Source organism: Pontixanthobacter rizhaonensis (assembly GCF_012972675.1).
Classification (GTDB): domain Bacteria; phylum Pseudomonadota; class Alphaproteobacteria; order Sphingomonadales; family Sphingomonadaceae; genus Pontixanthobacter; species Pontixanthobacter rizhaonensis.
In genome coordinates this window covers 861,627-886,482 of the sequence record NZ_JABCRE010000002.1, presented here as the reverse complement: position 1 = coordinate 886,482, position 24,856 = coordinate 861,627, and the positions used below count along the sequence as shown (strand labels likewise).

General features: G+C 54.3%; 27 protein-coding genes. 17 read left to right on the top strand and 10 right to left on the bottom strand.

The features are described from left to right. Entirely contained in the window at positions 1 to 396 is a 396-nt protein-coding gene (locus HKD42_RS04175; protein WP_170010578.1) for a copper resistance protein CopC, read from the top strand. 9 nt (positions 397 to 405) lie between these two features. Next, positions 406 to 1,329 (top strand): copper homeostasis membrane protein CopD, encoded by a 924-nt coding sequence (gene copD, locus HKD42_RS04170; protein ID WP_170010576.1) that lies wholly within the window; start codon positions 406 to 408, stop codon positions 1,327 to 1,329. 123 nt (positions 1,330 to 1,452) lie between these two features. On the opposite strand, the gene HKD42_RS04165 is transcribed toward copD, so the two are convergent. The 7 genes from HKD42_RS04165 to HKD42_RS04135 form a co-directional block, all read right to left on the bottom strand. Next, complete coding sequence (locus HKD42_RS04165) at positions 1,453 to 4,614, bottom strand: efflux RND transporter permease subunit (RefSeq protein WP_170010574.1); 3,162 nt, start codon at positions 4,612 to 4,614, stop codon at positions 1,453 to 1,455. Positions 4,615 to 4,629: 15 nt separating this feature from the next. Next, positions 4,630 to 5,874: an efflux RND transporter periplasmic adaptor subunit gene (locus tag HKD42_RS04160; protein ID WP_170010572.1), complete on the bottom strand. Its 1,245-nt coding sequence runs from the start codon at positions 5,872 to 5,874 to the stop codon at positions 4,630 to 4,632. After that, a complete protein-coding gene (locus HKD42_RS04155) occupies positions 5,871 to 7,109 on the bottom strand; it encodes a TolC family protein (protein WP_170010570.1) in 1,239 nt (412 codons plus the stop codon). Before HKD42_RS04155 ends, HKD42_RS04160 begins: the two co-directional genes overlap by 4 nt. A 69-nt stretch (positions 7,110 to 7,178) precedes the next feature. Next, complete coding sequence (locus HKD42_RS04150) at positions 7,179 to 7,625, bottom strand: hypothetical protein (protein WP_170010568.1); 447 nt, start codon at positions 7,623 to 7,625, stop codon at positions 7,179 to 7,181. Next, positions 7,622 to 8,188, bottom strand: a complete 567-nt coding sequence (locus HKD42_RS04145) for a methyltransferase family protein (protein ID WP_170010566.1) — start codon at positions 8,186 to 8,188, stop codon at positions 7,622 to 7,624. Before HKD42_RS04145 ends, HKD42_RS04150 begins: the two co-directional genes overlap by 4 nt. After that, positions 8,185 to 8,748, bottom strand: coding sequence for a methyltransferase family protein (locus HKD42_RS04140; protein ID WP_170010564.1), 564 nt, complete (start codon positions 8,746 to 8,748; stop codon positions 8,185 to 8,187). Before HKD42_RS04140 ends, HKD42_RS04145 begins: the two co-directional genes overlap by 4 nt. Then, on the bottom strand, positions 8,748 to 9,398 hold the full coding sequence (locus HKD42_RS04135; RefSeq protein WP_170010562.1) for a cation efflux transmembrane domain-containing protein: 651 nt from the start codon (positions 9,396 to 9,398) through the stop codon (positions 8,748 to 8,750). Before HKD42_RS04135 ends, HKD42_RS04140 begins: the two co-directional genes overlap by 1 nt. 67 nt (positions 9,399 to 9,465) lie before the next feature. Between HKD42_RS04135 and HKD42_RS04130 the strand changes: the two genes are divergently transcribed. Then, positions 9,466 to 9,864, top strand: a complete 399-nt coding sequence (locus tag HKD42_RS04130; RefSeq protein WP_170010560.1) for a MerR family transcriptional regulator — start codon at positions 9,466 to 9,468, stop codon at positions 9,862 to 9,864. 45 nt (positions 9,865 to 9,909) lie between these two features. Here HKD42_RS04130 and HKD42_RS04125 read toward each other — a convergent pair whose 3' ends face one another. Beyond that, on the bottom strand, positions 9,910 to 10,371 hold the full coding sequence (locus HKD42_RS04125) for an Lrp/AsnC family transcriptional regulator (RefSeq protein WP_170010558.1): 462 nt from the start codon (positions 10,369 to 10,371) through the stop codon (positions 9,910 to 9,912). A gap of 337 nt (positions 10,372 to 10,708) precedes the next feature. Here HKD42_RS04125 and HKD42_RS04120 point away from each other — a divergent pair, with 337 nt between their 5' ends. From HKD42_RS04120 to HKD42_RS04055, 14 genes are read left to right on the top strand one after another with little or no spacing between them, the layout of a single operon-like run. After that, complete coding sequence (locus HKD42_RS04120) at positions 10,709 to 11,374, top strand: lytic transglycosylase domain-containing protein (RefSeq protein ID WP_170010556.1); 666 nt, start codon at positions 10,709 to 10,711, stop codon at positions 11,372 to 11,374. Then, on the top strand, positions 11,371 to 11,736 hold the full coding sequence (locus HKD42_RS04115; protein ID WP_170010554.1) for a TrbC/VirB2 family protein: 366 nt from the start codon (positions 11,371 to 11,373) through the stop codon (positions 11,734 to 11,736). The genes HKD42_RS04120 and HKD42_RS04115 overlap by 4 nt, the downstream gene beginning before the upstream one ends. A 5-nt stretch (positions 11,737 to 11,741) precedes the next feature. Further along, on the top strand, positions 11,742 to 12,086 hold the full coding sequence (locus tag HKD42_RS04110) for a VirB3 family type IV secretion system protein (protein WP_170010552.1): 345 nt from the start codon (positions 11,742 to 11,744) through the stop codon (positions 12,084 to 12,086). Next, the gene (locus HKD42_RS04105) at positions 12,079 to 14,472 is read left to right on the top strand and encodes a VirB4 family type IV secretion/conjugal transfer ATPase (RefSeq protein WP_170010550.1); all 2,394 of its coding nucleotides are present in this window, start codon (positions 12,079 to 12,081) and stop codon (positions 14,470 to 14,472) included. The genes HKD42_RS04110 and HKD42_RS04105 overlap by 8 nt, the downstream gene beginning before the upstream one ends. 39 nt (positions 14,473 to 14,511) lie before the next feature. Continuing rightward, complete coding sequence (locus HKD42_RS04100) at positions 14,512 to 15,216, top strand: type IV secretion system protein (protein ID WP_170010548.1); 705 nt, start codon at positions 14,512 to 14,514, stop codon at positions 15,214 to 15,216. 2 nt (positions 15,217 to 15,218) lie between these two features. Continuing rightward, positions 15,219 to 15,476, top strand: coding sequence for a hypothetical protein (locus HKD42_RS04095; protein WP_170010546.1), 258 nt, complete (start codon positions 15,219 to 15,221; stop codon positions 15,474 to 15,476). A gap of 28 nt (positions 15,477 to 15,504) precedes the next feature. After that, entirely contained in the window at positions 15,505 to 16,500 is a 996-nt protein-coding gene (locus HKD42_RS04090) for a TrbL/VirB6 family protein (protein ID WP_170010544.1), read from the top strand. A 10-nt stretch (positions 16,501 to 16,510) separates the two neighbouring features. Beyond that, entirely contained in the window at positions 16,511 to 16,867 is a 357-nt protein-coding gene (locus tag HKD42_RS04085; RefSeq protein WP_170010542.1) for a hypothetical protein, read from the top strand. Between the two features lie 3 nt (positions 16,868 to 16,870). Next, positions 16,871 to 17,557, top strand: coding sequence for a VirB8 family type IV secretion system protein (locus tag HKD42_RS04080; RefSeq protein WP_170010540.1), 687 nt, complete (start codon positions 16,871 to 16,873; stop codon positions 17,555 to 17,557). Continuing rightward, entirely contained in the window at positions 17,554 to 18,414 is an 861-nt protein-coding gene (virB9, locus tag HKD42_RS04075; RefSeq protein ID WP_170010538.1) for a P-type conjugative transfer protein VirB9, read from the top strand. The genes HKD42_RS04080 and virB9 overlap by 4 nt, the downstream gene beginning before the upstream one ends. Beyond that, on the top strand, positions 18,414 to 19,604 hold the full coding sequence (virB10, locus tag HKD42_RS04070) for a type IV secretion system protein VirB10 (protein WP_170010536.1): 1,191 nt from the start codon (positions 18,414 to 18,416) through the stop codon (positions 19,602 to 19,604). Before virB9 ends, virB10 begins: the two co-directional genes overlap by 1 nt. Beyond that, positions 19,604 to 20,614: a P-type DNA transfer ATPase VirB11 gene (gene virB11 / locus HKD42_RS04065; protein ID WP_170010534.1), complete on the top strand. Its 1,011-nt coding sequence runs from the start codon at positions 19,604 to 19,606 to the stop codon at positions 20,612 to 20,614. Before virB10 ends, virB11 begins: the two co-directional genes overlap by 1 nt. Continuing rightward, a complete protein-coding gene (locus HKD42_RS04060; RefSeq protein ID WP_170010532.1) occupies positions 20,586 to 22,421 on the top strand; it encodes a type IV secretory system conjugative DNA transfer family protein in 1,836 nt (611 codons plus the stop codon). The genes virB11 and HKD42_RS04060 overlap by 29 nt, the downstream gene beginning before the upstream one ends. Further along, positions 22,414 to 23,214: an LPD7 domain-containing protein gene (locus HKD42_RS04055; protein ID WP_170010530.1), complete on the top strand. Its 801-nt coding sequence runs from the start codon at positions 22,414 to 22,416 to the stop codon at positions 23,212 to 23,214. The genes HKD42_RS04060 and HKD42_RS04055 overlap by 8 nt, the downstream gene beginning before the upstream one ends. Here the strand turns inward: HKD42_RS04055 and HKD42_RS04050 are convergent. Both HKD42_RS04050 and HKD42_RS04045 read right to left on the bottom strand, forming a co-directional pair. Continuing rightward, positions 23,211 to 24,248 (bottom strand): relaxase/mobilization nuclease domain-containing protein, encoded by a 1,038-nt coding sequence (locus tag HKD42_RS04050; RefSeq protein WP_170010528.1) that lies wholly within the window; start codon positions 24,246 to 24,248, stop codon positions 23,211 to 23,213. The genes HKD42_RS04055 and HKD42_RS04050 overlap by 4 nt on opposite strands. Continuing rightward, entirely contained in the window at positions 24,248 to 24,802 is a 555-nt protein-coding gene (locus tag HKD42_RS04045; protein WP_246236722.1) for a hypothetical protein, read from the bottom strand. The genes HKD42_RS04050 and HKD42_RS04045 overlap by 1 nt, the downstream gene beginning before the upstream one ends. Positions 24,803 to 24,856: the final 54 nt, after the last annotated feature.

Sequence of the window (24,856 nt, the reverse complement as noted above, 5' to 3'; positions counted from 1 at the left end):
ATGAACTTTCGAAATATTTTACAGATCGGAGCTTTTGCGATTGCGATATCGGCTGCGTCAATTCCGGTAGCTTCGCAGGCCCACACTCGGGTCACAGCCTCAACACCAGCAGATGGCTCAGCAGTTGCCCGCCCTCGCAGCGTGACCCTGATTTTCAGTGAAGCATTGTTGCCCCCGACAGTTGCAGCCAGCATCGTTATGACCGCCATGCCTGGCATGAAAAATCACCAACCGATGGTGATCCGGAATTTTACCTCGGCTTGGTCTAACAACAACAAAACAATCACCTTGTCACTTCGGAAGCCTCTGCAAACGGGCACGTATGAAGTGCGCTGGCAAGCCGCAGGAGCTGATGGCCACCGGATGAAAGGCACTGTGAACTTTACGGTGCGCTAGGTCAGTCAAATGGATGATTGGCCGCAAATCCTGCTTCGATTCCTGCACTATGCCGCCTTACTTGGGTTGTTTGGGCTTACAGCCTACCGGCTTATCGGTCTGCGTTGGCTTTCTTCCGAAAATCAATATCCGTGGTTTAATGGAGCTCTGTTGGGCTTGGCCATATTCGCACCGCTTGTTTCATCCGCTTTGATGTTACTAAGCATCGCGGCAATGATGGGGCAGCCGGTTTGGTTGACCGATTGGGCAACTGTAGAATTGATGGTCACTACAACCAGCATCGGCTGGGCATTTGCCGCGCGTATAGCGCTGTTATCGGCAGCCTTGATAGCGTTACTGCTCAGACATCGTTCACGCCTCGCCCTAATTGTCGCCGCGGTCTGTTATGGGTTTGCAATAGCAACCCTAGCATGGAGCGGACATGCTGCGGCGCTTGAGGGCAGTGCTGGTCTCTTCCACAGAATTAATGATGCACTTCATTTGCTTGCTGCGGGACTTTGGCTTGGAGCGATCGGATGGTTTGTGCATTTGACGATTAGAGCGCACCGATACATCGACGCCGTGCAATCCCAGTCACTCTTAATCGCGATGCACCGCTTTGCGCCCCTTGGGATTACTTTGGTATCAGTGGTTGTTGTCACCGGGCTTATCAATGCACACATGATATTCGGGCTCTTTAACAGCGGCACGGTGCTTATGACCGGCTATGGCCAGTTGCTGGCTATAAAGGTGGCGCTCGTCGCGCTTATGCTGCTGTGCGGTGGCCGCAACGCGCTAATCGGCAGACGCCGGGCAGCAGCACAAGCCAGCTTGGACGCAGACCCAGCCACAAGTTTGGCGGCTTTGCGCGTCAGCTTAACAATCGAAATCACTCTGGCAATCGCGGTCCTCGGACTTGTGGCAATAGCAGGAATGATGTCGCCGATGAGTTGAAGTCTCCGACATATCGCCGGAACGCAGCATATAGGGAGCGATTAGGCATGTGGTAAGTTAGATGATCAAATATCCGAGTGAGCGAAGTTGAGTGGATGGCAGTACGCCACCCACTCAATATCATCAGGCAAAGGCTGGAGGACTCGTGCTGTCATCAACCAGAACTTCTGTCTCTGCTTCCTCTTCGCGCCGATGCACAAGCGCATAAAGCGCCGGGAGTATAAGCAGTGTCAAAATAGTTGAGGAAATGATCCCGCCGATTACCACTGTCGCCAATGGCCGCTGAACTTCTGATCCAGCCCCGACATTAAATGCCATCGGAACAAAACCCAGCGATGCAACAAGCGCAGTCATCATAACCGGGCGCAACCTTGTCAGTGCGCCTTCGCGTATCGCGTCCATCAGGTCGCTCCCGCGTTCACGCAAATCCTTGATAAAGGAAAGCATCACAACGCCGTTAAGGACGGCAACGCCAGATAATGCGATGAAACCGACGCCAGCTGAAATTGACATAGGAATTTCGCGCAATGCCAAAGCTGCTACGCCGCCGGTTAATGCCAATGGCACGCCCGAAAAAACGATTGCTGCATCTTTGACGCTGCGAAACAACGTAAAGAGCAATCCGAAAATCAGGAGTAGCACCAGAGGGACAACAATTTGCAGCCGGGTTGCTGCTGACTGGAGCTGTTCGAACGTGCCGCCATATTCGACATAATAACCCGTTGGAAGTTCAACTTCTGAGGCAACTGTTTCACGAAGTTCGGCAACGAACGAACCAAGATCGCGTTCGCGCACATTAGCGGTAATGACCGCTCGCCGCTTGCCATTTTCACGGCTGACCTGATTAGGACCAGGAGCAAGCGATATATCTGCTATTTCCGCCAGTGGAACCGATCCGCCATTTGCAAGCGCGATTGGAAGATTTCCAATTGCAGCAAGGTCAGTGCGCAGCTCTTCTGGTAGCCGAACGACTACAGGAAAGCGCCGATCACCTTCAAACAATTCCCCTGCTTGAGTGCCGCCGGTTGCAGTCGAAACTGCGTCTTGGACATCGGTCATGTTTACACCATATCGGGCGAGCATGTCGCGCTTTGGCAAAACGGAAAGCATAGGAAGGCCGGTTATCTGTTCCAGCTTCACATCTTCTGCCCCCGCGATAGAAGCGGCGACATCATTGATCTGCTCCCCGCTCTTGAGCAACTGGTCAAGATCATCGCCATAGAGTTTAATCGCAACATCGGCGCGGACGCCTGCAATCAATTCGTTCATGCGCATCTGCACCGGCTGGGTGAATTCGTAATTGTTGCCGGGAATTAGGCTCACTGCTGCATTTAGCTCAGCGACCAATTCGTCGCGTGTTTTGCGCGGGTCAGGCCACTCGCTTCGATCCTTGAGCATGATGAAATTATCCGCGACGGACGGAGGCATCGGATCTGATGCAATGTCAGCTGTGCCTATCTTGGCAAACACGCGCTCAACCTCTGGGAACTTTCGAATGCGTGCTTCGAGTGCTTCTTGCATCTCGACGGCCTGTCCAAGACCTGTTCCGGGAATCCGCAAAGCGTGCATGGCAATGTCACCCTCATCCAGGTTGGGAATAAATTCGCTCCCCAATCGGGTCGCGCCAAAACCCGAGACAAGAACTAGCAATATTGCTCCAGCGACAGCCTCCTTTGGCCAAGCAAGCGCGCGTTCAAGTAACGGACGATAGCCGTTGCCTAGGTTGCGCATCAGCCAATTTTCTTTCTCTTCGACCTTGCCGGTAACAAATTGGGCTACCGCTGCTGGAACAAGCGTGAGCGACAAGATAAGCGCAGCGGTCAAGGCCAGCACAACCGTAATTGCCATCGGATGAAAGGTTTTGCCTTCAATCCCATCGAGTGCGAAGATCGGCAGGTAAACGGCAGTGATAATCACGATCCCGAATATACTAGGCTTGATGACCTCTGCGCTTGCCGAGGCCACAAGGCCAAATCGTTCGTCGCGTTCCAACAGTCTGCCTAAACGGTGTTGGGCTTCGCCAAGTCGCCGCAGGCAATTCTCGACGATGATTACTGCACCATCAACGATCAGGCCAAAATCGAGCGCACCCAGGCTCATCAAATTGGCAGAAGTCCGGGTCTGGAGCATTCCTGTAAGCGTCATCAGCATGGCAACAGGAATGACCGCAGCTGTGATCAAAGCGGCACGGAAATTACCGAGCAACAAAAACAGGACGACAATGACAAGCAGTGCGCCTTCCGCGAGGTTCTTTTCAACCGTAGCGATTGTCCGGTCTACCAGTTCGGTCCGGTCGTATAGCGGATGTGCAATCACGCCTGCCGGTAGCGATTTGGTTGCTTGCTCTAGTTTCTCCGCCGCCGCCTGCGCGACAATGCGCGGATTTTCGCCGGTACGCATAAAGATCGTGCCAAGCACAATCTCTTTGCCATTTTCGGTCGCTGCGCCCGTTCGTAGCTCAGAGCCGATACTCACATCCGCCACATCACCAATGCGGATCGGTACACCGCCGCGTGTTGCCAAGATGATCTGTGACAAGTCCTGCTCGCCCGATGCCTGCCCCGGAACGCGGATCAATATTTGTTCGCCGCCCCGTTCGACATAACCTGCACCGCGATTTGTGTTGTTCTTTTCAAGTGCCTCCACAACATCATTGAGCGAAAGTTCGAGGGATGCGAGATAACTTGGGTTCGGAGTTATATGATATTGACGTTCATAGCCGCCAATCGTGTTTACCTCCGCGACGCCAGGAATCGTGCGCATCTGCGGACGGACAACCCAATCAGAGAGCGTGCGTAGATCTTCCGCCGTATAAGCACTGCCATCTGGCTTTGTCGCTCCGGGCTTTGGTTCGATGGCGAACATAAAGATTTCGCCAAGACCCGTCGCAATTGGACCCATTTGCGGCTCGATAGCAGGCGGTAACTGCGACTTCACCGACTGGATGCGTTCGGCCACTTGCTGGCGGGCAAAATATATGTCGGTGCCGTCCTCGAATACTACTGTTACCTGACTCAAGCCGTAGCGCGAGATCGAGCGGGTATAAGAAAGGTTAGGAACACCAGCGATTGCAGTTTCAATAGGAAAGGTAATGCGCTGCTCTGATTCAAGCGGCGAATAGCCTTCGGCCTCAGTATTAATCTGTACTTGGACATTGGTGATGTCGGGCACGGCATCAATAGGGAGCCGGAGTGCACTCCACACGCCAAGCGCGCAAAGAAGTAGGACGGTGGCAAAAACGAACCAGCGCTGGCGAATGGAAAAACCGATGATACGGGCAAGCATGTCAGTTCCTCCCGATCAATGGTCGTGGCTCGCGCCGGACTTTTCGATGTCGGCGCGAACGAGAAAAGAACCTTTGGCGACATAGGGCGTGCCGATTTCCAGCCCGCCCAATATTTCCGTCCATTCTGATGATGATCGGCCTATCTGGAGCATTCGCACCTCATAATCCTGCCCGTAATTTGCAAAGACGACCTTGAAGTCACGAAACGGCTGAATGGCTTCGGTTTTCACCGCAAGCGGGACATTAACCGCATTGATAACCACCCGTCCCCGCAGCGCCATGCCTGGGCGTAGCGCTCCTGTGCGATTGGGGATATTCGCTCGCATGAGGGCAGTTCCTGCCTGCTGGTTTCCTTCCGGAAGGTAATCACCAAGCGTCGTCTGCGCGATGGGCTTTCCATCTTGTGTTTCAACCATGATCCTCATGCCGGGACGGATAGCTCCCAAGTCTTTCGGGAAAATGTTGAACACCACTGTCGTCTGCGCTGGATCGGTGATGACATAAAGCGCGCGGTCGCCCGTAACATCCCCGGCATTGCCGTTACGCTCGGCAATGACACCGCTGGCCGTTGCGTAAACAGGGTAGGTTTGCAGACTTTCGCTAGATTCGATCCGGGCAATCAATTGACCGCGTTTTACAGCATCGCCCACATTTTTCGTTACTGAGACGATCCTCCCTGGAAACTGGCCCCTAATCTCTGAACGTCCGGTAACGGCAAGTTCCACCGTGCCATAGAGCTCGCGCGTATCGCCGATGGTGGCAGGGCCAGCAGTCATAACTTCGATACCGCCTGCTTTTGCTGCATCAGGCGTTATTCTGGTGCGTCCTTCGGGACTGGAATATTTCCAGACATGCCGCTTGCCATTTTCGGAAGCAACCACCTCTACATCGAAGCTGTGCGGTTCTGTAACGACGCCTAGTCCCAACAGATATTTGCCCTCGGGTTTGAAAGCAAATGTATCAATTGCGCCGCCTAAGCGCTTTAGAATGATGGAGAGTTTTACAGTTTTGGGATCAACCGGCTTGCCATCACGGCTTGCATAGACCCGGAATTGCGGGTTTTGCCCCTCCTCAAATATGGTGACTTCAACGGCAAAATCTCCGTCCGTCAGCAACCTTCCGCCGTTCGGACCCTTGGCAGCTTCTTCGTTTTCGTCGTGCCCTTCTTCGGAGTGCTCGTTGCCATCGCCACTGCCGCAGGCAGAAAGACTTAATGGGAGCGCGAGTGCCATAACGGCGGTGATGATCAGTTTCTTCATTGGGTAGACTCCTCCGCTGCGGCAACGTCAAAGCGTCCGGTCAAGCGGTCAATTTCGGGTTGCAGGTCGCGGTAGCGGTTCATTGCATCGAGCCAGCTTTCCTGAGCTGCAATGATAGCGTTCGAGGCGTCTTCGATATCTGAAAACCGGAAGCCGCCGCGATTATATCCCTCGCGTACTTGCTCCAGCGTCCTCACGGTCTTTGGATAAACATCCGTAATGATACCGTTTGCCCGTGTGAGCGCAGCATCTGAATCGGCGCGAAGCGAAGCCAAACGTCGCAGTCGCGCAAGACGGTCAGCCTCAGCCAAAAATTCCGTCTGCCGCCGTTCGGCTTGTGCGCGCTCAATATTCCCTTGGTTTTTGTCAAACCGGCCAATAGGAATTGAAATTCCTGCTACCGCCGCAACATCGTCGGTATCCCGCAAATAGCGCAATCCGCCGGTGATCGTGTAATCCTGCGTTGCCCGTGTTTGTTCGACGACGACGGCAGAGCGGGAGCGATCTATTGCGGCCTCGGCCACAGCAGTGTCTGCATCCGCTAGACCTGTAGTAGCCAAACCCTGTTGATTTAAATCGGGCGCGACTTCAACAGTTTGCCCTTCCCCGCCCCAATAGGCTGCAAGAGCATTTTGTGCGTTTCGCAGACGGAATTCCGCTTCGCGAAGCCCAAGTTCAGCCTCGGCAACACGCGCGGCTGACCGGGTTTCGACGAACAGCGGGTCTTTATACCCGCGAACACGGCGCAAGGCCTCCCGCTGAAGTTCACGCTCAATGCCTAGCCGTTCAGATGCGATCCGAACAACCGTTGCGGCGATCTGTGCGTCGATATACGCGCGCTGAACATTAGCCGCTATATCAAGACGTGCCGCACGAGCCCGAGCTTTTGCCAGTTCTACTTCACTTTCGCCCAAGCCGATGCGGGCTGCGCGTTTTCCGCCGCGCTCGATCTGTTGACTATAAGTAAACGTCACCTCAGCCTGGCGAAATATATCAACCGGCCCAGTACCGATAAAGTTCTCAGTTTCAGCAGATACAACCGGATTTGGGCGCACATCAGCTTGCCGTTTACCGGCCTCAGCGGCCGCAATGGCAGCTTCGTTTGCCTTGAGAATTGGCGCGGCTTCTATTGCTTTATCGACCGCCTGATCAAGCGATATAGGTTCGGCCAGACATGCCGTTCCGACGACCGCAAATGCGCCTGCCAGAAAGGCTGCGCGCAATGACATATACATGATAAGAAAACTCCTGAACCAAAGTCAAATTGGCGAGGCGCAGCTATAGCGCCCTGCAAAATCGAGGGTTCAGGCTGAAGGAGGTTGGGTTGGCGGAGCCTGCGACCAAGAAGGCTTGGCGACGGAGGACACAGGACGGGTTTTGCTTCCCTTGGCCGACAGCTGCGAATTTACAGCATTGGACTCTACCCTTAAAGCAAAACTGCAATGATGATGCGTGACAGTATGACATGGCTGATCGCCTTCATCGTCTTGCTTGTCGGAATTAGCACCTGCGTCATGCTCGTGCCGTTCAAACGATTCTTCACTATGCTCCGGCGCAGCAGCATGCGCTACCGACGGTAAAATGACTGTTCCAAACAACAGTGCAAATATAACAAGCAAAGATGCAAATCTACTGAGCATATTAAAGCAGATAGCAGTCGAATTTTGGAACGGCAACACGAAAGCCGCCTGGCCCCTTTCGTGTTTAGTGGACGGCGGCAAAAACAGGCGGATTGCATGTGCCATTTTCACAGAAACCTGCGCACGCGAAGTGTGTATTCGCGGAATTCATCGCCATACATTTTTTCAAGCCAGGGTTCCTCGAAAAGCGGCGCAAACAGGTAGAGTGCGGCCCAAAACCCAAGAAGTATCGAAACCAGAACAGAATTTGCGACCACCGACCAACCGATAAGCCCGAGCCAAGTAGCGACATAAACCGGGTTGCGGCTTCTGGAGAAATACCCGTCTGTTACCAGTCCGCGCTTTTCCCCAAAGGCATTACGCCAACCCATTTGCAGTGTAATCCGAATTGCCAGACCAAAACCGGCAAAAAGTAAAACAATACCGATCACAATGGCGGCATAGCGCATCGCTGAGTGGCCAATATCAAACTCCAACGCAGACAAAACGATAAGCGGATAAACGAAACACCTAAACAAAATCAGGAAACTGCGATGCTGCCAGCTTTTCCGTTCCGGTGGCGGCCAAAACTGAAAACCTTCTCGCATTGTGGCAAAGAGCGACAAGATCAGAATGATGCTTACTGAGACCAGCGATACAGAAAAGAGGAGTGTTGACCAAAATTCCGCGGTCATTTTGGAATTCCAATCCAGCGCGGAACATCATTCTTGAAACTGATATATGCTACTCCAAAGCTATCGTTTAGATGCGCCTCTTCAATCCTTACTTGCTCGCGGCAAGTAAGAACAAATGCTAGCAACGCCGCCCAGGCCCACCAGCTATTTGCAGTCACGGCGATACCAAGCCCAATCAGCATCATTCCTACAAATATTGGATTGCGGCTGAAGCGGAAAAGCCCATGCTGGACGAAAAGCGGAGCATCGCCCTCACGAACACCAACCCGCCATGCACGGCCCATCTGGATTTGCGCGACAATGACAATCGCTCCGCCCGCAATGGAGATTAGCGCGCCAATCAGTGCGTAGGCGCTTTCTGACCTTAGCGCCGCTTCGGCAGCAGCAAAAGCCAGAATGACGATGCTGATTGCAAAGGCAGCACCCGCTAATCTCTGCCTGCCTTTGGCTGATCCGAATGCCCAAGCATTGTCTCCGCTTGACCGCGATACAGAACGACCGCGCCACAAGGATGCAATGAAGATCACGACCAATGCAATAAGCGGGATAGCGTCAACCATCAGGCTTCTCCCACCGAAACGCTTGGTTCCGCGCCTGATTTCAATTCATCGCGCGCCTGCCAAATTATCTGAATCCCGCTGGTAATTGCCAAACCTGCCATGATTGCAGCCACACCGAGATCGGGCCACGCACTGTCTGTGCCAGCCACGCCCAAAGCAGCAGCAATGACGGCGACGTTGCTGATGGCGTCGTTGCGCGAACATAACCAAACGGAGCGCATATTCGCGTCACCTGTCCGGTAGCGATAGAGCATAAACGCCACACCCACATTGACTAGCAGCGCCAAGGTTCCGACGATGCCCATCGTTTCTGCTACCGGGGCCGTGCCATTTGCAAAGGCCCATAATGCAGATCCCATTACAAATAGACCGAACAGCAATATTGTTATTCCCTTGAACATGGCCGCCCGAGATCGCCAAGCCAGCGCCATACCGGCCACGCCAAGACTGATCGCATAATTGGCAGCGTCACCGAAAAAATCGAGCGCATCAGCTTGGAGCGCGCGCGAGTCCGCTTGAACGCCAGCACCCATTTCGATGAAAAACATCGCGGCATTGAGGATGAGGGCAATCCAAAGGATACGCCGCCAACGCTTATCGTTAAGCGCATCTCCAGCCCCGGTGGCGTCGGCACAGCAATTGTCAGACATTGTTTTTCCTAGACTTATTTCGATTCGCAGTTAGTTATGCACCCTGTAGTAACTATAGGGTCAAGCGATGAAAATTGGAGCATTGGCAAAAGCCACGGGAACGAAGGTGGAAACCGTCCGCTATTACGAGAAAATTGGCCTCTTGCCGCGAGCGGCGAGGACCACCGCCAACTATCGCGACTATGGAAGCGACCATCTGGCGAGACTATCATTTATTCGCCGCGCCCGTGATCTCGGGTTCACATTAAAAGCTCTGTCGGAATTGCTCACCCTGTCGGACGATAAAGAGCAATCCTGTGAAGCCGTTGATGATATTGCGAGCCGGCATCTTGCCAAAATTGACCAGAAAATCGACGACCTGACCACGCTTCGCTCAGAGTTAGACCGCGTAATCAGCGCTTGCCAACATGGCACAGTGGGAGATTGCAAGATAATCGAAACATTGGCACCTCGACCATTGTCCTGAGCGATTGAGCGTGGAGCTCACTCACACATCTAAAAACAAGCAATTTTATAATTTTGGAAGGCGCTTAGTCACTGTCGATGATTGAATGATTGCGGTATCGACCGAGGAGAATGTCAAGAAGCGGTCCATAACGGTTTCCAATTCCTGCACATCATGAACCACGGCTTTTGCCACAAAGCAGTCTTCGCCAGTAACATGATCCGCTTCAACTATTTCCGGAGTGTCGATCAGCATCTGCGCCACTCTCTTTGCCTCTCCCGGCAAAGCGCACAATCGCACATGTGCAGTGACACCCAGTCCAAATACGGTGGGATCTACATTGATAGTATAGCTGCTGATCGCGCCTGCATCTTCAAGCTTGTGAATGCGCTCGGTAACACTTGGACTGGACATTCCAATTTGCTCTGCGAGCTCCCGAACTGTCATTCGGCCATTGCCGACCAATGCGGCAATTATAGCTCGATCAGTTGCATCAATTGGCCGGGTTACATAGCGGCTTCGATTCATATTTCACCTCTAGCTGGATGACACCGGCGAGGCCTTGAGATTACGAAGGCAAATGTTCGATTTTGCCTTTTTTATCCTAAGTTTGAGCTAGAAATCGGGCTTAGAGCGAACACACCCAGCGACAAGCAGCTAGTCCGCAAGGTCAAAATTGAAGGTCAAAGCCCGTTATGGGTTTCGATTGGCAAGTCGAAACGGCTGTAACGCCTTCCTGAATCTATGGCTGAACAAATAAATCAGCATCTATAATTTGGAGGAGAAATGTAAATCGGGAGTGAGGCGCAATGCAAAGCACCACAAGATTTGATGTAATAGGCAGAAACCTGGAGTGCGCCGAATAATGGCATACTCTACTGCAACTATTGTATCACTGGCACTTCAATGTGCTCCGTCGGTAGCGCCGGAAACGGTTGTCGCGATTGTTCATACTGAGAGCCGCGGCCATGTCTTCGCCCTCAACGTCAACGGAGGACGGCAACCGCGCCGCCAGGCCAGCGCTGCAGCAGCTGCTGCCACAGCTAAACGCTATGTTGCAGCAGGTTATTCAGTCGATCTGGGCCTTGGCCAGATCAATTCCCGCAATATGCGCTGGCTTGGTCTCACATGGGAAACGGTGTTCGACCCCTGCACCAACATTGCAGCATTAGGCCGCGTTCTTACCCAGAATTATAATTCGGTAAAAGCGGGGCGCGACCCACAAAGCGCCCTTCGTATTGCCCTCTCAATGTATAATACAGGAAGCCAATCGCGTGGATTTCGTAACGGTTACGTTGCCAAAGTCGTCGGCAATGCCGGAACCGCCGATAGATACGTAGCCAATACCGCCAAGCCATCTCAGCCAATCACTGAAACAAGCGGCGATCTGCGGACAATCATTGTCGCAGAAAATGCGGCGCAGCAGGCGCCGCCTCGCCCTGCACCGCCCCCGCGTTGGAACCTCTTTGAGCGTGCGGCTTACGAACGCGAAACCAAAGCTCTCGCAAATAATGAAAGGGGCAGCATATGAGCATCATCCTAAATCTGGCACGCCGCGCTAACCTGTGGCGCTCATCCCGTGCAGCGAAATCTAACCAGCTTCAAAACAAGCGCCAACGTAAGGTGTTCTGGAGCATAGCCCTCTTGTCTGCGATGTTCATTTCGCTCGCGCTCCCCGATCCAGCCTATGCACAAAACCTAGAGAGTTTTGCTAGCAACGTGCGCGGGCTTTTATCATCGACCCTCCTTCGAACACTGGCAGTCATCGCCGTAATTGTAACCGGCCTACTCTGGTTTACAGGCCGCGCCTCGACCGCAGTTCTGGTGACGGTCATTATTGGTATCGCCATAGTCTTCTCGGCGGATTCCATCGTCGGTCTCATTGCAGGCTGACGGCGATGAACGAGCAAACCGAAAGTCTGACAAAAAACACGCTGTTCCTGGCGGTTACGCGCCCGGCGCTCTGGGCGGGGATTCCAATTGAAGCGGCGGTGTTACTGTTAATCGCCAGCGCATCGGTACTGATTCAAAGCAACAGCCCAGTCTATGCCGCATTGATCGCGGCTTTTGGTTATTCAATTTCGCGGCTGATCGTGCGGCATGATGTCAATGCGTTTCGCCTACTGTTCCTTTGGGGCCGGACGAAAGCGGGCAACCGAAACCGAGCGTTTTGGGGCGGCAGCAGCTACTCACCGCTGCCGCTTATAGGCTTACGCCGCAAAGGCTTTGGTCGTCATGGGTAGATTGCTCGCCTCCAATACTTCTGTGGCATTAAAAATAGCGCAGCGCGAAGCAACGCCTGAAAAATTCTTACCCTATGCGCGCCATATAAACGAAGAAATGGTGGCGCTCGATTCCGGCGATATCATGTTGACCTTTGAATTACAGGGACGCGCCTTCGAGACGTCCGATGTACGTGATCTCAACGACTGGCATACGAAGTTAAATGGATTGCTTAGAAACCTGCATGATGAGCGGTTGTCGGTGTGGACCCATCTTATCAGGATGCGCGTGGATCAATATCCAGGCGGCGCTTTCAAATCGGGCTTTGCTGCTGATCTCGACCGCGCCTATTTTAGCCGCATCAACCGGGAACGGATGTTCATCAACCGCTTCTTCGTCAGCCTTGTCATTCGCCCTGCTGCGACTGGAAGCGACAAGATCATCCAGATCTTCAAACGCAAGGTTTCCACGCAAGCTGAAAAAGGTCCGCTGATTGACGAGGCATTGGTCGAATTGCTCGACGACAAGGCTCGCGACTTTGAAAAGCTCATGGCACGCTGTCAGCCGCGCCGCTGCGGGATATATGCACATCGCGACTTGATGTTTTCCGAAACTATGGAAGTCGCCGACATGGTGATGACCGGACGGCACGTCCGCGTTCCCGTCGTGCGCGGCCATCTGGGCGGCGCACTGTATCGCGCGCGCACGATTTTTGGCGCGGAAACCATCGAGGTTCGCGGTGCTGACACATCTGCCTTTGGCGGCATTTTCGGAATCCGCGAATACCCCGCGCAAACCACCCCGCGCCAGTTCGAAGCTTTACTGTCAGTCGATTTCGGGTTCGTACTGACGCAGAGTTTCACCTTCCTTGGGCGGGCGGCAGCAACCGAGAAATTCCGGCTGCGTATGACACAAATGGAAAATTCAGGCGACCGGGCGGTCAGCCAGGCCGATGCGTTAATTGATGCAAGCGACGATCTGATGTCAAATCGCTTTGTTTTGGGCGATCACCATTTCACGCTTGCCGTTTATGGGACAAGTATGCGCGCCTTGCGCGATCATATGTCTGTGGCGCGAGCGGCGCTTGCCGATACAGGCATGGTGGCGGCGCGCGAGGGCGCTGCGCTTGAAGCAGCCTATTGGTCGCAGCTTGTCGGCAATTTCGCGTGGCGCGCCCGGCCCGCGCCTATCACATCGCTAAATTTCGCCGCCTTCTCGCCCTTTCATACTTTCCCTGCCGGACAAGCGAGCGGAAATCATTGGGAAGAAGCCATTGCGCTTCTCAAGACCAGCGCGCGCAGCCCCTATTTCTTCAATTTCCATAAAGGCGATTTGGGTCATACGCTGATCATTGGCCCCTCTGGCGGCGGCAAGACTGTGCTGCTTAACTTTCTGATGGCACAAGCGGAAAAGACCGGCGCACGGCAGATATTCATCGATAAGGATCGCGGCGCGCAAATCTTCGTGCAGGCAAGCGGCGGAACTTATCTCGCATTGCATAATGGCATCGCCACCGGCTTCTCCCCGCTGAAAGCACTGACTGACTGCGCCCCGGATAAGAGCTTTCTCTCGCTATTCATTCGCCAATTGGTCCGCGCTGACGGCAAGCCTATCTCGGTACAGGAAGAACGACGTATTGAGGACGGCATAAATGCGGTCATGAAGCTGCCCGTAGCAGACCGTTCGCTAAGCGCGCTGCGCTCAATGCTCGGCATGAAGGATGCAAGCGGCGTTGGCGCACGACTGGAAAAATGGACGTCGGAAGGCTCGCTAGGCTGGGTGTTCGACAATCCCGATGACAGCATGACACTAGATGCGCGGTTCATCGGTTTCGATATGACCGACTTCCTCGACAACGCCGATATCCGCACACCCGTCATGCTGTATCTCTTCCACCGGATCGACCAGCTTCTGAACGGCGAGCGGATGATTATCTGCATTGACGAATTCTGGAAGGCGCTGGGCGATGAAGCCTTCCGGCGCTTCGCCCAGGACGGCCTAAAAACTTATCGGAAGCGTAACGCCCTTATGGTGTTCGCCACACAGTCACCAGCAGACGCGCTTAAAAGCGACATAAGCCATTCGATTCTCGAACAGGTCGCCACCAAGATCATGCTGCCCAATCCGTTTGGTGCGCGGCGTGATTATGTGGATGGATTCGCCCTGTCAGAGGCCGAATTCAAGCTCGTGCGCGAAGACCTCTCGCCTGAAAGTCATAAGTTTCTGGTCAAGCAGGGCCATGACAGCGTGGTGGTCGAGCTTGATTTGAGCGGTCTCGATGACGCGCTGGCGGTCCTGTCGGGCCGCGCCGAAACCACAGCCCAAGTCGATGAAATCATAGCCGAGGTAGGAAGCGACCCTGCCGCTTGGCTTCCCCTCTTCCATAGCCGGAGGCGTCCCAGCTGAATCCAACAACGACGCTGAACCATGAAGAAAGGTAAGACGATGAAGAAATTGACACAGATACTAAGTGCCACGCTGCTTTTCGCAGCCCCCTTGCCCGCATTTGCCCAAGGTATGCCCGTCCATGACAGCGCCGGCCTGATCCAACAGATCAACACCGTTCGGCAAACCTTGGAAATGGTGAAGCAAGGCAAAGAGCAGATTGCCGAAGCGCAAAGGCTCTATGAGGATTTGAACAAGCTCACCGATATTCCGGCATTAGCCCAGCAGCTCAAAACCGATGCACTGCGCGAGCTTGATACATCAAACGCTTCGCTCGAAGGGTTCGGAAATGGCGATCTTAATGTTGTTGGCGCAGGACGCGCGAAGGCCGATGAAGTCTATCGCGGACTTCTGGACCGACTTGGCCTTGCAGGCTCGGAGCAGTCGCGCGCGGCCTTTGATCTCAATGCGCGCAACATTGGCATCAATGCTGGCCTCGCAGAAAATGTCGGCTCCGCCGTTACTTCGCGGGCTCAAGGGCTCGACCAACTGCGCACACGTTTGGCGACCGCATCCACAGCCAAGGAAGTTGCTGATCTGACCGCGCGGTTGCAACTGGAATCTGCCGCCATGCAAAATGACCAGCTGCGCTTGCAGGCCATCGCTTTGCAGCAACAAGCACAGGAACGCGCTCGCGCTGCCGAGGGCCAAGCTGCCTTGGCACAAAAGCTTGATGAAGCAAGCCGCTACTACCGGGGACAATGACCATGCGGGCTGCACCCCTGACGATCCTGCTATTGCTCGCGGGGTGCGGCGTGTCTGAGACTTCGGACGGGACGGACAGCGATATGCCAGCCAGAAGTTGGAAATATTACACTGCCCACCCTGCCGAGATTGGTCCGATGCAAGAAATTTGCCGCCGGTGGGCAGGTTCGAATGCCCCGGCGAGCGCACAGCCTGCGGTGGTCACGACCAACTGCCGCGCAGCGGCATTCGCCAAATCACAGCTCCAGCTGACCAGATAGTAACAAACCAAAAGGACTCAGTGCCGATATGGATTTCAGCGATCATGTTTTTACCACGATGTTTGAGGCGCTTAATACCGCCTTGGGCGCGATCGTTGGCAAATATGCTGCTATAATCGGCATTGTATCGCCTGCGCTGCGCATCGGCATCGTGATTTATATTTCGCTGCTGGGTTACGCGATCATGCGCGGCGCTGTGCAATATCCATTCCGTGAATATGCCTATCGCGGCTGCCAGCTCGCGTTTCTCTATTTTGCCGTCACATCGCTTTACGGAACACAAATAGGCATGTTTGCGCTTGGCGGCCTGCCGAGCCAATTCGCAACGGCTCTTGGCGGTGCAGATGTGGGCGGCCTTGGCGGCTTTTATGACAAGCTGGCAGGCACTGGCTTTGAAACTGCCAACACTATGCGCAAGATCGGAGCCAATTATCAGGAAACCCAAGGCACGCTTCCTGATATCGGCTACGCTGTCTTTTCAGGGTTTCTGATAGTTATGGTGATCGTAGCTACCCTGCTTTGTGCCGCCATCGGCTTTGTTATCAGCGCTTTTGGCCTGTTTGCTCTGGCGTTGCTTGCAGTAGTCGGGCCGCTCTTTGTTGCAGCTTTGCTGTTCGAGTCCACGCGCGGCTATTTCTTCGCATGGCTCGGCGCGTGCATCAATTATTTGATGCTAATCGTCTTCGCGCTCGTGCTGACGCTCTTTCTGACCCAGACCGGCGAAGCGATAATCGCCACAATTTCTGAAAATGACGAAATAGGCATGGCCGCAATCAAGGCTTTGGCCTTCTACGCGCTCGGTTTTTTCTTTTTCCTGCAAATTCCGATGCTGGCAGCATCCCTAGGCGGCGGCGGTCCCGCCCTCGCGAACCAGTTTGCCTCGGCAATCGCAGCAGCAGGCGGATTCGTTGTCGGACGCGGAGCAACCGGTGCGCAGGCAACAAGCCGCGCCATCGAACGCGGTTTCGCGCGCGGCATCGCAAGAATGCGGACATCAGGTTCGGTCAGTCGCGGAACAAATTGAGGAGCAAATTATGCGTAAACAAATCATGGCTCTGATTGCCGCCCTGGCAATCTCGATACCTGCCAGCCCTATTGTAGCTGCACCAAAGTCGCCCAAGCTTTCCAAGTGCGACGGTAAGAAGCGCAGGCCAGCCAACCCATACGGCTCGATATTGCCGACCGTCGATCCCGAGACTGGCACGTCAACGCCTGCAGGGCAGCCGTCTGGTAGTGAACCGGGCGAAGAACCGAAACGTGAAGGTGTTGAAGTATTCCCGAGCAAATCATCCATGCTCCCAAAACCCGCAACAAGGCCCGGCACCAAAACCCAACCCATAGTCCCACCTATCAGCAGCGCGCAGTCAAAGCGCGCGCATCAAAGTTGCTGAGCGATGGCTGGCGGCGTCACCGATAGAGATGATCTCAAAGCCTATTTTGCGGAAAGCGCAAGCTGGGACCGCGACCGCTTTGTTGCAGCAAGTCGTTCAAAGCGGTTCGCCTGGATGGTAGCAGCAATTGCAAGCGGGCTTGCGATTACCGGCGTTGCCGCTGTTGCAATGCTGACGCCGCTTAAGACCGTCGCGCCCTATGTCATCACCGTCGATAAGGCGACCGGCGCGAGCGAAATTACCTCGCAAATGACTGGCGATAAACAGATCACCTATAATGAGGCGGTCGCCAAATATTTTCTCGCCGATTACGTCCGCAACCGCGAGGGCTGGATACCGCAAGCACGTAAAGAGTTTTTTGAGGGCGTGCTGGCAATGTCGTCACGCGAGGAACAGGCACGCTGGACCGCCTTCTATAGCAAAGACAATGCAAGCTCACCGCAGAACGTCTTTACCGATCTCGATACGGTATTCATCGCGGTTAAATCGGTCACATTCGTGTCCAAGAACGTAGCGCAAATACGCTTCACCAAATCGCTCCAGCAAGGGTCGCGCGTCACTGACACGCAGGCCATCGCAACCGTGACCTACGACACCACGGACACGCCAACTACCGAACAGCAACGGTTCAAAAATCCGCTGGGGCTGGAAGTGCAAACCTACCGCGCTGATCTGGAGGTCACACCATGAAAAATCTAAGAAACTTCACCCTATTGGCGCTGCTGTTTAGCGGATCGCCAATAATGGCTGGTGAAACCCCTCAGCCAACGGCGCAAGACAACCGAATCCGCGAAGTCATCTATGACGAAAATCAGGTCTTCCGTATTGTTGGAGTTTTTCGGTCGGCAACGCAGATCGTATTTTCTCTGGGCGAACGGGTCGAGCATGTTGCGCTCGGCGACACGATATCCTGGGAAGTTGCCCCGGCTGAAAACTCGCTGTTCATCAAACCTCGCGAGCGTGCAGGGCCGACTAACCTTATTGTCATAACCCGCTCAAATGCAGGTAGCCGCACCTATACTTTCGAGCTGAGCGCACGCAGGGGAGCCATTCGAGAACGAACACCGGATACCTTCTTTAAGGTAGCCTTCCGCTATCCGCGCGAAGAGGCAGCAGCGGCGCAAGCTGCTGCAACGCAGGCAGCATATACTCAGGCGGTAGCGCTCCAATCCGGAGCAATCCGTTCGGCGCTTGATCTTGGTGTTCTCGAAGGCACTCGCAATCTAAAATATAGCGTGCAAGGATCATCGGAAATCCAACCTTCCGAAATTACTGACAATGGGCAATTTACCGCTCTGCGTTTTCCGAACCAGCGCGAACTTCCAGCTATATTCGCAATTAATCCCGACGGTAGCGAAAGTATCGTTCCGTTTGATGTTCGCGATGAATTTGTGGTTGTCCACGGTGTGTTCGCGCAGCTTCGTTTGAGGCGCGGCAAGAAGGTGCTGTGCATTTTCAATGAAGCCCCGAATTTTTATGGGCGCGATCCCAAGACTGGCACGGCGTCAAGCATTGTCGATCGCACAGATGACGGGGAGACACGGTGATGGCCGATACAGCCAATGACGTCGGAGCCGCTGAACGCGCTAAAGTCGATCAAACCCCTGACCCAGACGAAATTGACCGCAGCCCAGCGGGCGAACGCGGCAGCAAAATGCCCTCTATCCCCGGCACAACGATGGACCCGAAAAAGATGATCGGCTTTGCCGCCGCCGCTGGGGCGCTTATGTTTACGGTGCTGGCACTTGGAACCGGACTGACCGGCAATTCAGAATTGCCGCCCGTAAAACCAAAACCGGCTCTCGAAGCCGCAGACTATGATCCAGCAATGGTCATTGCACCAACGCTCGCAGAAGCAGAAACCGACCCCAATGCGCCTATTCCATTGGGGGAACCGGTTGTTCCTGCCATTGGTCAGCAACCACAATATTCGCAAGGCCAAGCACCAGCTACAGTGCAACAGCGTCAGCAATCCCCAGCTGAGGCGCTGCGCGAAGCTGCACGCCGATCCACGCTGATTGCCTATGGCGGCGAACGCGCCGGTGGAGGCAGTGCAGCCAACTATGGCGCGGCGGGAAATGGAGCAAGCCCCGGAGAAGCTTCGCCACGGCAATCCACCAACCTTGATACGCTCCGGCGCGCGTCGGTGATCGGGCAAGCTCAGGCACGCCCGCTTCCCGACCGGAATTTCCTAATTACAGCGGGAAGTTTTATCCCTTGCGTGTTGCAGACCGCGATGGATTCCAGTCAGCCCGGCTATGTGAGCTGTATTGTTCCGCGCAATGTATATTCCGACAATGGCCGGGTCGTTCTTTTGGAAAAAGGCACGAAAATATTTGGCGAATATCAAGGCGGCCTCAATCGGGGTCAATACCGCTTGTTTGTCCTCTGGACGCGCGCAGTGACACCGCGCGGTATCGCGATTGATGTTGGTTCGCCGGCAACCGACGCACTTGGTCGCGGCGGTGTAGATGGTAAAGTCGAGAATTTTTTCTGGAAACGATTTGGCACCGCTTTGCTTTTCAGTCTCGTCGAGGATGCAGCGACCGTTGGAGCAGAAGCGGTCGGCAACAATGGTTCGAACACAACCCGTGTTCCATCTGACGCAGCCTCCACCGTCTTGCAGCAGAATGGCGACATCAAGCCGGTCCTGCGCAAAAATCAGGGTGAGGATGTTGGAATAACCGTCGCACAGGACTTCGATTTCTCGACCGTTTACGGCCTTGCGCTTAAATAATGGCCGCGCCGGGTAAAAACACCGCTGTTCTGGATAGCGTGACCCAGCCATTAGCTAAATATCTGGATGATCCGAGCGTCACCGAACTGGTTATCAATCTTCCCGGTGAGGTCGGCATTGAGCGGGGCGGACGCTGGACATGGGAAAATGAGCCATCGCTCGATTTCAAGACGCTGATGGCGCTGGCAACTGCTGCAGCGGCTTATACAGCGCAGGATATTACTCGCGAAAATCCGATAGTTTCAACCATCTTTCCAAGCGGTGAGCGGGTGCAAATCATTGTCCCGCCGGTTGTCCCCGATGAAACGGTCTCAATCACCATTCGCAAACCATCAAGCGTGTCCATGACACTGGATGATTTCGAGGCAGCGGGCTTGTTCAAGGACACTCGGATTGCTGAAAAAAAGGTCAGCCAGCATGAGTTAGACTTACTCACACTGCTGCGCGCAGGTCATCATGTCGAATTCTTCGATGCTGCGGTCAAAGCAAAGCTGAACATTCTCATCTCGGGCGCAACCGGCTCTGGCAAAACCACATTTTCCAAAGGATTGATCCAACTAATCCCTTCTGAAGAACGGCTCCTAACCATCGAAGACACGCGCGAATTGATCGTTCCCCAAAAGAATGTCGTGCACATGCTCTATGCGAAGGACGGGCAAGGCACCGCCAATGTTACTGCCAAGCATTTGCTGGAAAGCGCGCTCAGGATGCGCCCTGATCGCATCTTGCTTCAGGAACTGCGGGATGGGACGGCGTTCTTTTACCTGCGCAACGTCAATTCAGGGCATCCAGGATCGATCACCACCATCCATGCCGATTCCGCCGAACTGGCCTTCGAGCAGCTGACTTTGCTGGTCAAGGAAAGCGAAGGAGGCTCCGATCTTGCGCGCGATGATATTCGGGCATTGCTAAAAATGCTCGTGGATTGCGTCGTGCAAATCAAAAAGACTGACGGCAAATTTCGGGTAACGGAGATCTATTATGACCCAGAAGGCAGGCACGCCGCCTGACGGCGGGGCGTTAAGATTACTAATCGGAATCCCGTTCGGGCTGCTCATTGCACTCGCCATTGCGAGCATGATTGGGTGGCTTATTCTAGGTCTGCCCGTCAAAGCCTATGATCCGCTCAAAGTACCGCAATTCATCTGGTATTATCGCGGCGATCCGCAAGTTGTGCGGGCGATGGCGGGTGGTTTGATCGGCGGGGGCTTGCTCCTGATTGGCCTAATCTATGCCCTTTGGGCGCGAGGTGCGCCGCTGCATGGAGCTGCGCGCTTCGCCCGTGAAAGCGAGGTCAAGCGCCACGGCTTTCGCAGCAGTGCGGGAATCGTCCTCGGCCGTAAAGGTGGTCGCTTCCTGACCTTCGGAGGGAGCGAGCATGTCATCGTCGAAGCTCCAACCCGCTCGGGTAAAGGCACCGGTATTGTCATTCCCAACCTGCTGACATGGCAAGGCTCAGTTGTCGTCCTCGATGTGAAACGCGAAAATTACGACGCCAGCGCTGGGTTTCGCGCCCATTATGGTCAGGACGTTTATCTGTTCAACCCGTCCGACCGCGAAGGCCGCACTGCCCGCTACAACCCGCTGGCCTACATCAACCGCGATGATCCCGATGATGTAATTATCGAATTGCAAAAGATCGCGACAATGCTGTTTGTAGCGCCTGACCACGGCGAAGCCTTCTGGGCTAACGGCGCACGGACCGGATTTGCGGGGGTCGGTGCATGGATCGCCGAAACCAGCGACGAGCCTCTAACGATGGGCGCAATCTATCGCCACTTGAACCAAGGCGATGCGCGGGGCTTTTTCCAAAAGGAACTGAACAATCCCAGTCTGAAGCTATCCGTCGGATGCCGCACGGCGCTGGCCGATTTTGCTGGTGGTTCCGACAATAGCTTTGCTGACGTCAAGAAAACGATCACAAACGTCCTCGGCCTGTGGCTCAATCCCTTGGTTGATGCCGCAACCGCCGCAAGCGACTTTGATCTTCGCCAGCTTCGGAAAAAACCTATTTCAATATATCTCGGCGTGTCGCCCGATGAACTGGACCGCATAGCTCCGCTCTACAACCTTCTGTTCCAGCAGCTTATTGACCTCAACGTGCGAGAACTACCGGGTGAGGCCACACCGATACCAGTGCTGGTCATCCTAGATGAATTTGCGCGGCTTGGCCGCGCATCGGTGATTGCGAGCGCCTTTTCCTATGTCGCAGGTTACGGGATCAGGCTCCTTCCGGTCATACAATCGCGTTCGCAACTGCGTGGTGTTTACGGCGAGCATGTCGCCGATGAAATCGTCGCCAATTGCGGCGTCGAAGTGGCGTTTACGCCAAAGGAACTGCGCGTCGCCAACGATCTATCGGAGCGCATTGGCTATGTGGGACAGGACAGCGTTACCAAGTCGCTCACCATCAACGGATTACTTGCCAATCGGTCAAAATCTATTTCAGAGCAACGCCGCGCCTTGATGCTACCGCAAGAGCTGATGCAATTTTCAGCCGATAAGCTGATTTTGCTGCGCGGCGGCATCCCGCCAATCATCGGCTCGAAGATCGCCTATTTCAGTAGCCGCTTCTTCAAACGCCGCGCCTTTCCTCCGCCGATAGTCCCTCTCACGCCCAAACAGGTGCGAAGGACCGAGGTCACGGCACCGTTCCGTGAGATGACCGAAGCGGAAGCAGCCGGGCACGAGACACGTCCAATGAAACAGGAAGATATTATGACGAGGGATAATCCCAGTTTCTTGGCTGATACGATGACGCTCATTCGCGATGGCGAAGTAAGAGGAATTATTGAGGAGGGAGACGAAAATGGCTGATAAACTCGAAGGTAACTCCTCGTCAGAAAGCGGCCATGCTGCTAGATCGAAAACCGGCCAATCCAAATCAACGCTCGATAAATCCACGCCGAAGAAGCCAAAGCGAAAGGCAGAAAAACCCACGATCACCGATGATCTGTCAGGAAGATTCCTGCGGGTCGGCAATAAGATTTACAGAACTTCGGATGATAAAAGGCCGCTGGTTCGATTGGAACCTGACCGCCTCAAAACCAGTAACATTGATGCCCTGCCTGACATATTGCGGATTGCCAAAGCTAATGGATGGACTTCTGTAAGGATCAACGGCGGGGACAAATTTAAGAAAGCCGCATTCCTTGCCGCTGCAGCGCAAGGGCTGACGGTCGAAAATTACAAACCGTCCAAAATTGTTCGTGCCGAAGCTGAGCGATTACAAGCACGTATTGCGGAGCGCGAGAAGCGGCGTGAAGGCAAAAAGCCGAATAGCAAATCATCAGAAGCCGCGAATGAAACAATAACATTCAAAACCCTTTCTGATCGCTTCTTAAAACAGTCTCATGAGGAAAACGCGCGTGACCCAGAGCTAAGACGCGCCCAGAGCCTTGTCGCCCAAACCATCTCGATCACACGAGCAAAATATCCTGATGATCCGGCAAAAGCATCAAAGGAAGTTGAAGCGAAACGTCAGGATATTGCGCGGCGCATCGCCAGCGGAGATAGTATCGCAGCCATTCAAGTGCGAGCTCAACAAGCACAGCGCGTGCGTGAAATCACCCAAGATCAGACAATGAAAAAAGACGGCAGAACGCGTTAAAATCGTTTGGGTGAAGGCTCACGCGACTGTTCTGGTTTCTTACGCTCAATGCCCAGATTTCGAGCATGATGCGCGGCAAAAATTTCCGGCGTGGCATTCATATCGGGATGCTTATCAAGGAATTTGCGAACATCCTCTGCTAGCGTCTGGTCCTCGGATTTTCCGGTTGCTCCGAGCGCAGCAGCAGCTTGCCCATAAGCATCGCGTATCTTCTGCCAGCGCGTTTTCCCTTTGGCGATAAACGGTGGAAGATCTGATTGGCCGCGTGCAACAGCAACCGCCTGTTCGTTAGTGCGCCGGTCTGCATCTGTCATTGCCGGGCTCGCCCCGCTTGCCAATCGGGCGCGCAATTTGACGAGCGCTATACTCGACCCGGCAATTCCGCGACCCCGCGCCCGTCTTGGCGTTGCTTCGGCGGCAACACCGCGCGCTCGCAGTTCATGGGCAAATCGCTCACGAAATCGGCTAAGCTGAGCAGGACGCGGATTAAATCTAATGCGATCCAGGCCCTCGGCCTGCACAGTCAGATGGACATGCGGACGCGGGGTATCTGTGTGCAATGCTAGGACATAATCATGATTGTCGCTCAGCTCACTGTGGGCAAGCGCACGGACAGCTCCCAACACCTTTTCGGGGTCGGTTCCTGCTGGCATCGAAAATACCAATGACACCGATGATACGGTTGGCCGCGACCGCCATTGCAGCGTGTCGCTCCACTCTGCTGCACGCTCGGCAACATCATCCTTTGAGGTCAGGATCTCTCCATCGCGGCTTTCAATGTCGACGATCCCTTTGCGCCCGATATAGTCGAGATGGGCTTTTACATGGCTACCACCGCGCTGGCGGCCAGTAACCTTGACCAACACTTCTGGCGCACCCCGTACAATCCGCGCGAGCTTCGCCCTGGCTGTCTTGCCAGTGGCAGCACCGTAACTTCCATAAAGTGGGATATGAAGTGAGCCGTTCGGATCATGAATATAGCGCACCCGGTATGCGGGCCGCGTCGCTTCCCATAAAGCCGATTCCAGACCCATTAGTCAGCAACCTTCCAGTAGCTTACATCGCCATGCATGGCATCACCGACGGCTGCGATCTGTTCGGCAATATCCATCCGCATGTCGGCAATCCGTCGAAGGTCGTTTTCGATTTTCTTGTCGCCGTCATCCATCATTCTCAGATTGGCAGCCTTCATTGCCTGATTGAGATTGCGGCCAATGCGGAGCAATTGCATTCTGATCGGAGCAAGCTCGTTAAGCAGGCCATCATCGACGCGAGATTTCAAAGCAAGGTGACGGCGCACCAGTGCCTTGATCCAGCCTGACCGATTGGTCGAGCGCTGTGATGCACGGTATTCGATTACCGAAATCTCGGCATCGGTGAAGCGTAGCGAGACACGATTATGCGCTATTCCTTCGCGGCGTTCTAACAGAGGGCGGCCACTATTCTCCTCCAACACCTGTTCAATCATTTGCCGCAAGATCGCGCTTCGACCGCCCCGCCCCACTGCAAAGCTGTCGAGCGCAGATAGCGCTCCAGCATCTAGCCTAATGCTCAGCATCGCAGGTTTCGGATCGGTATTTGTCGCCATGAAATTGCCTCGTGAAACACGGGCATTGTAATACAATACGCGCCGCTAGGCATA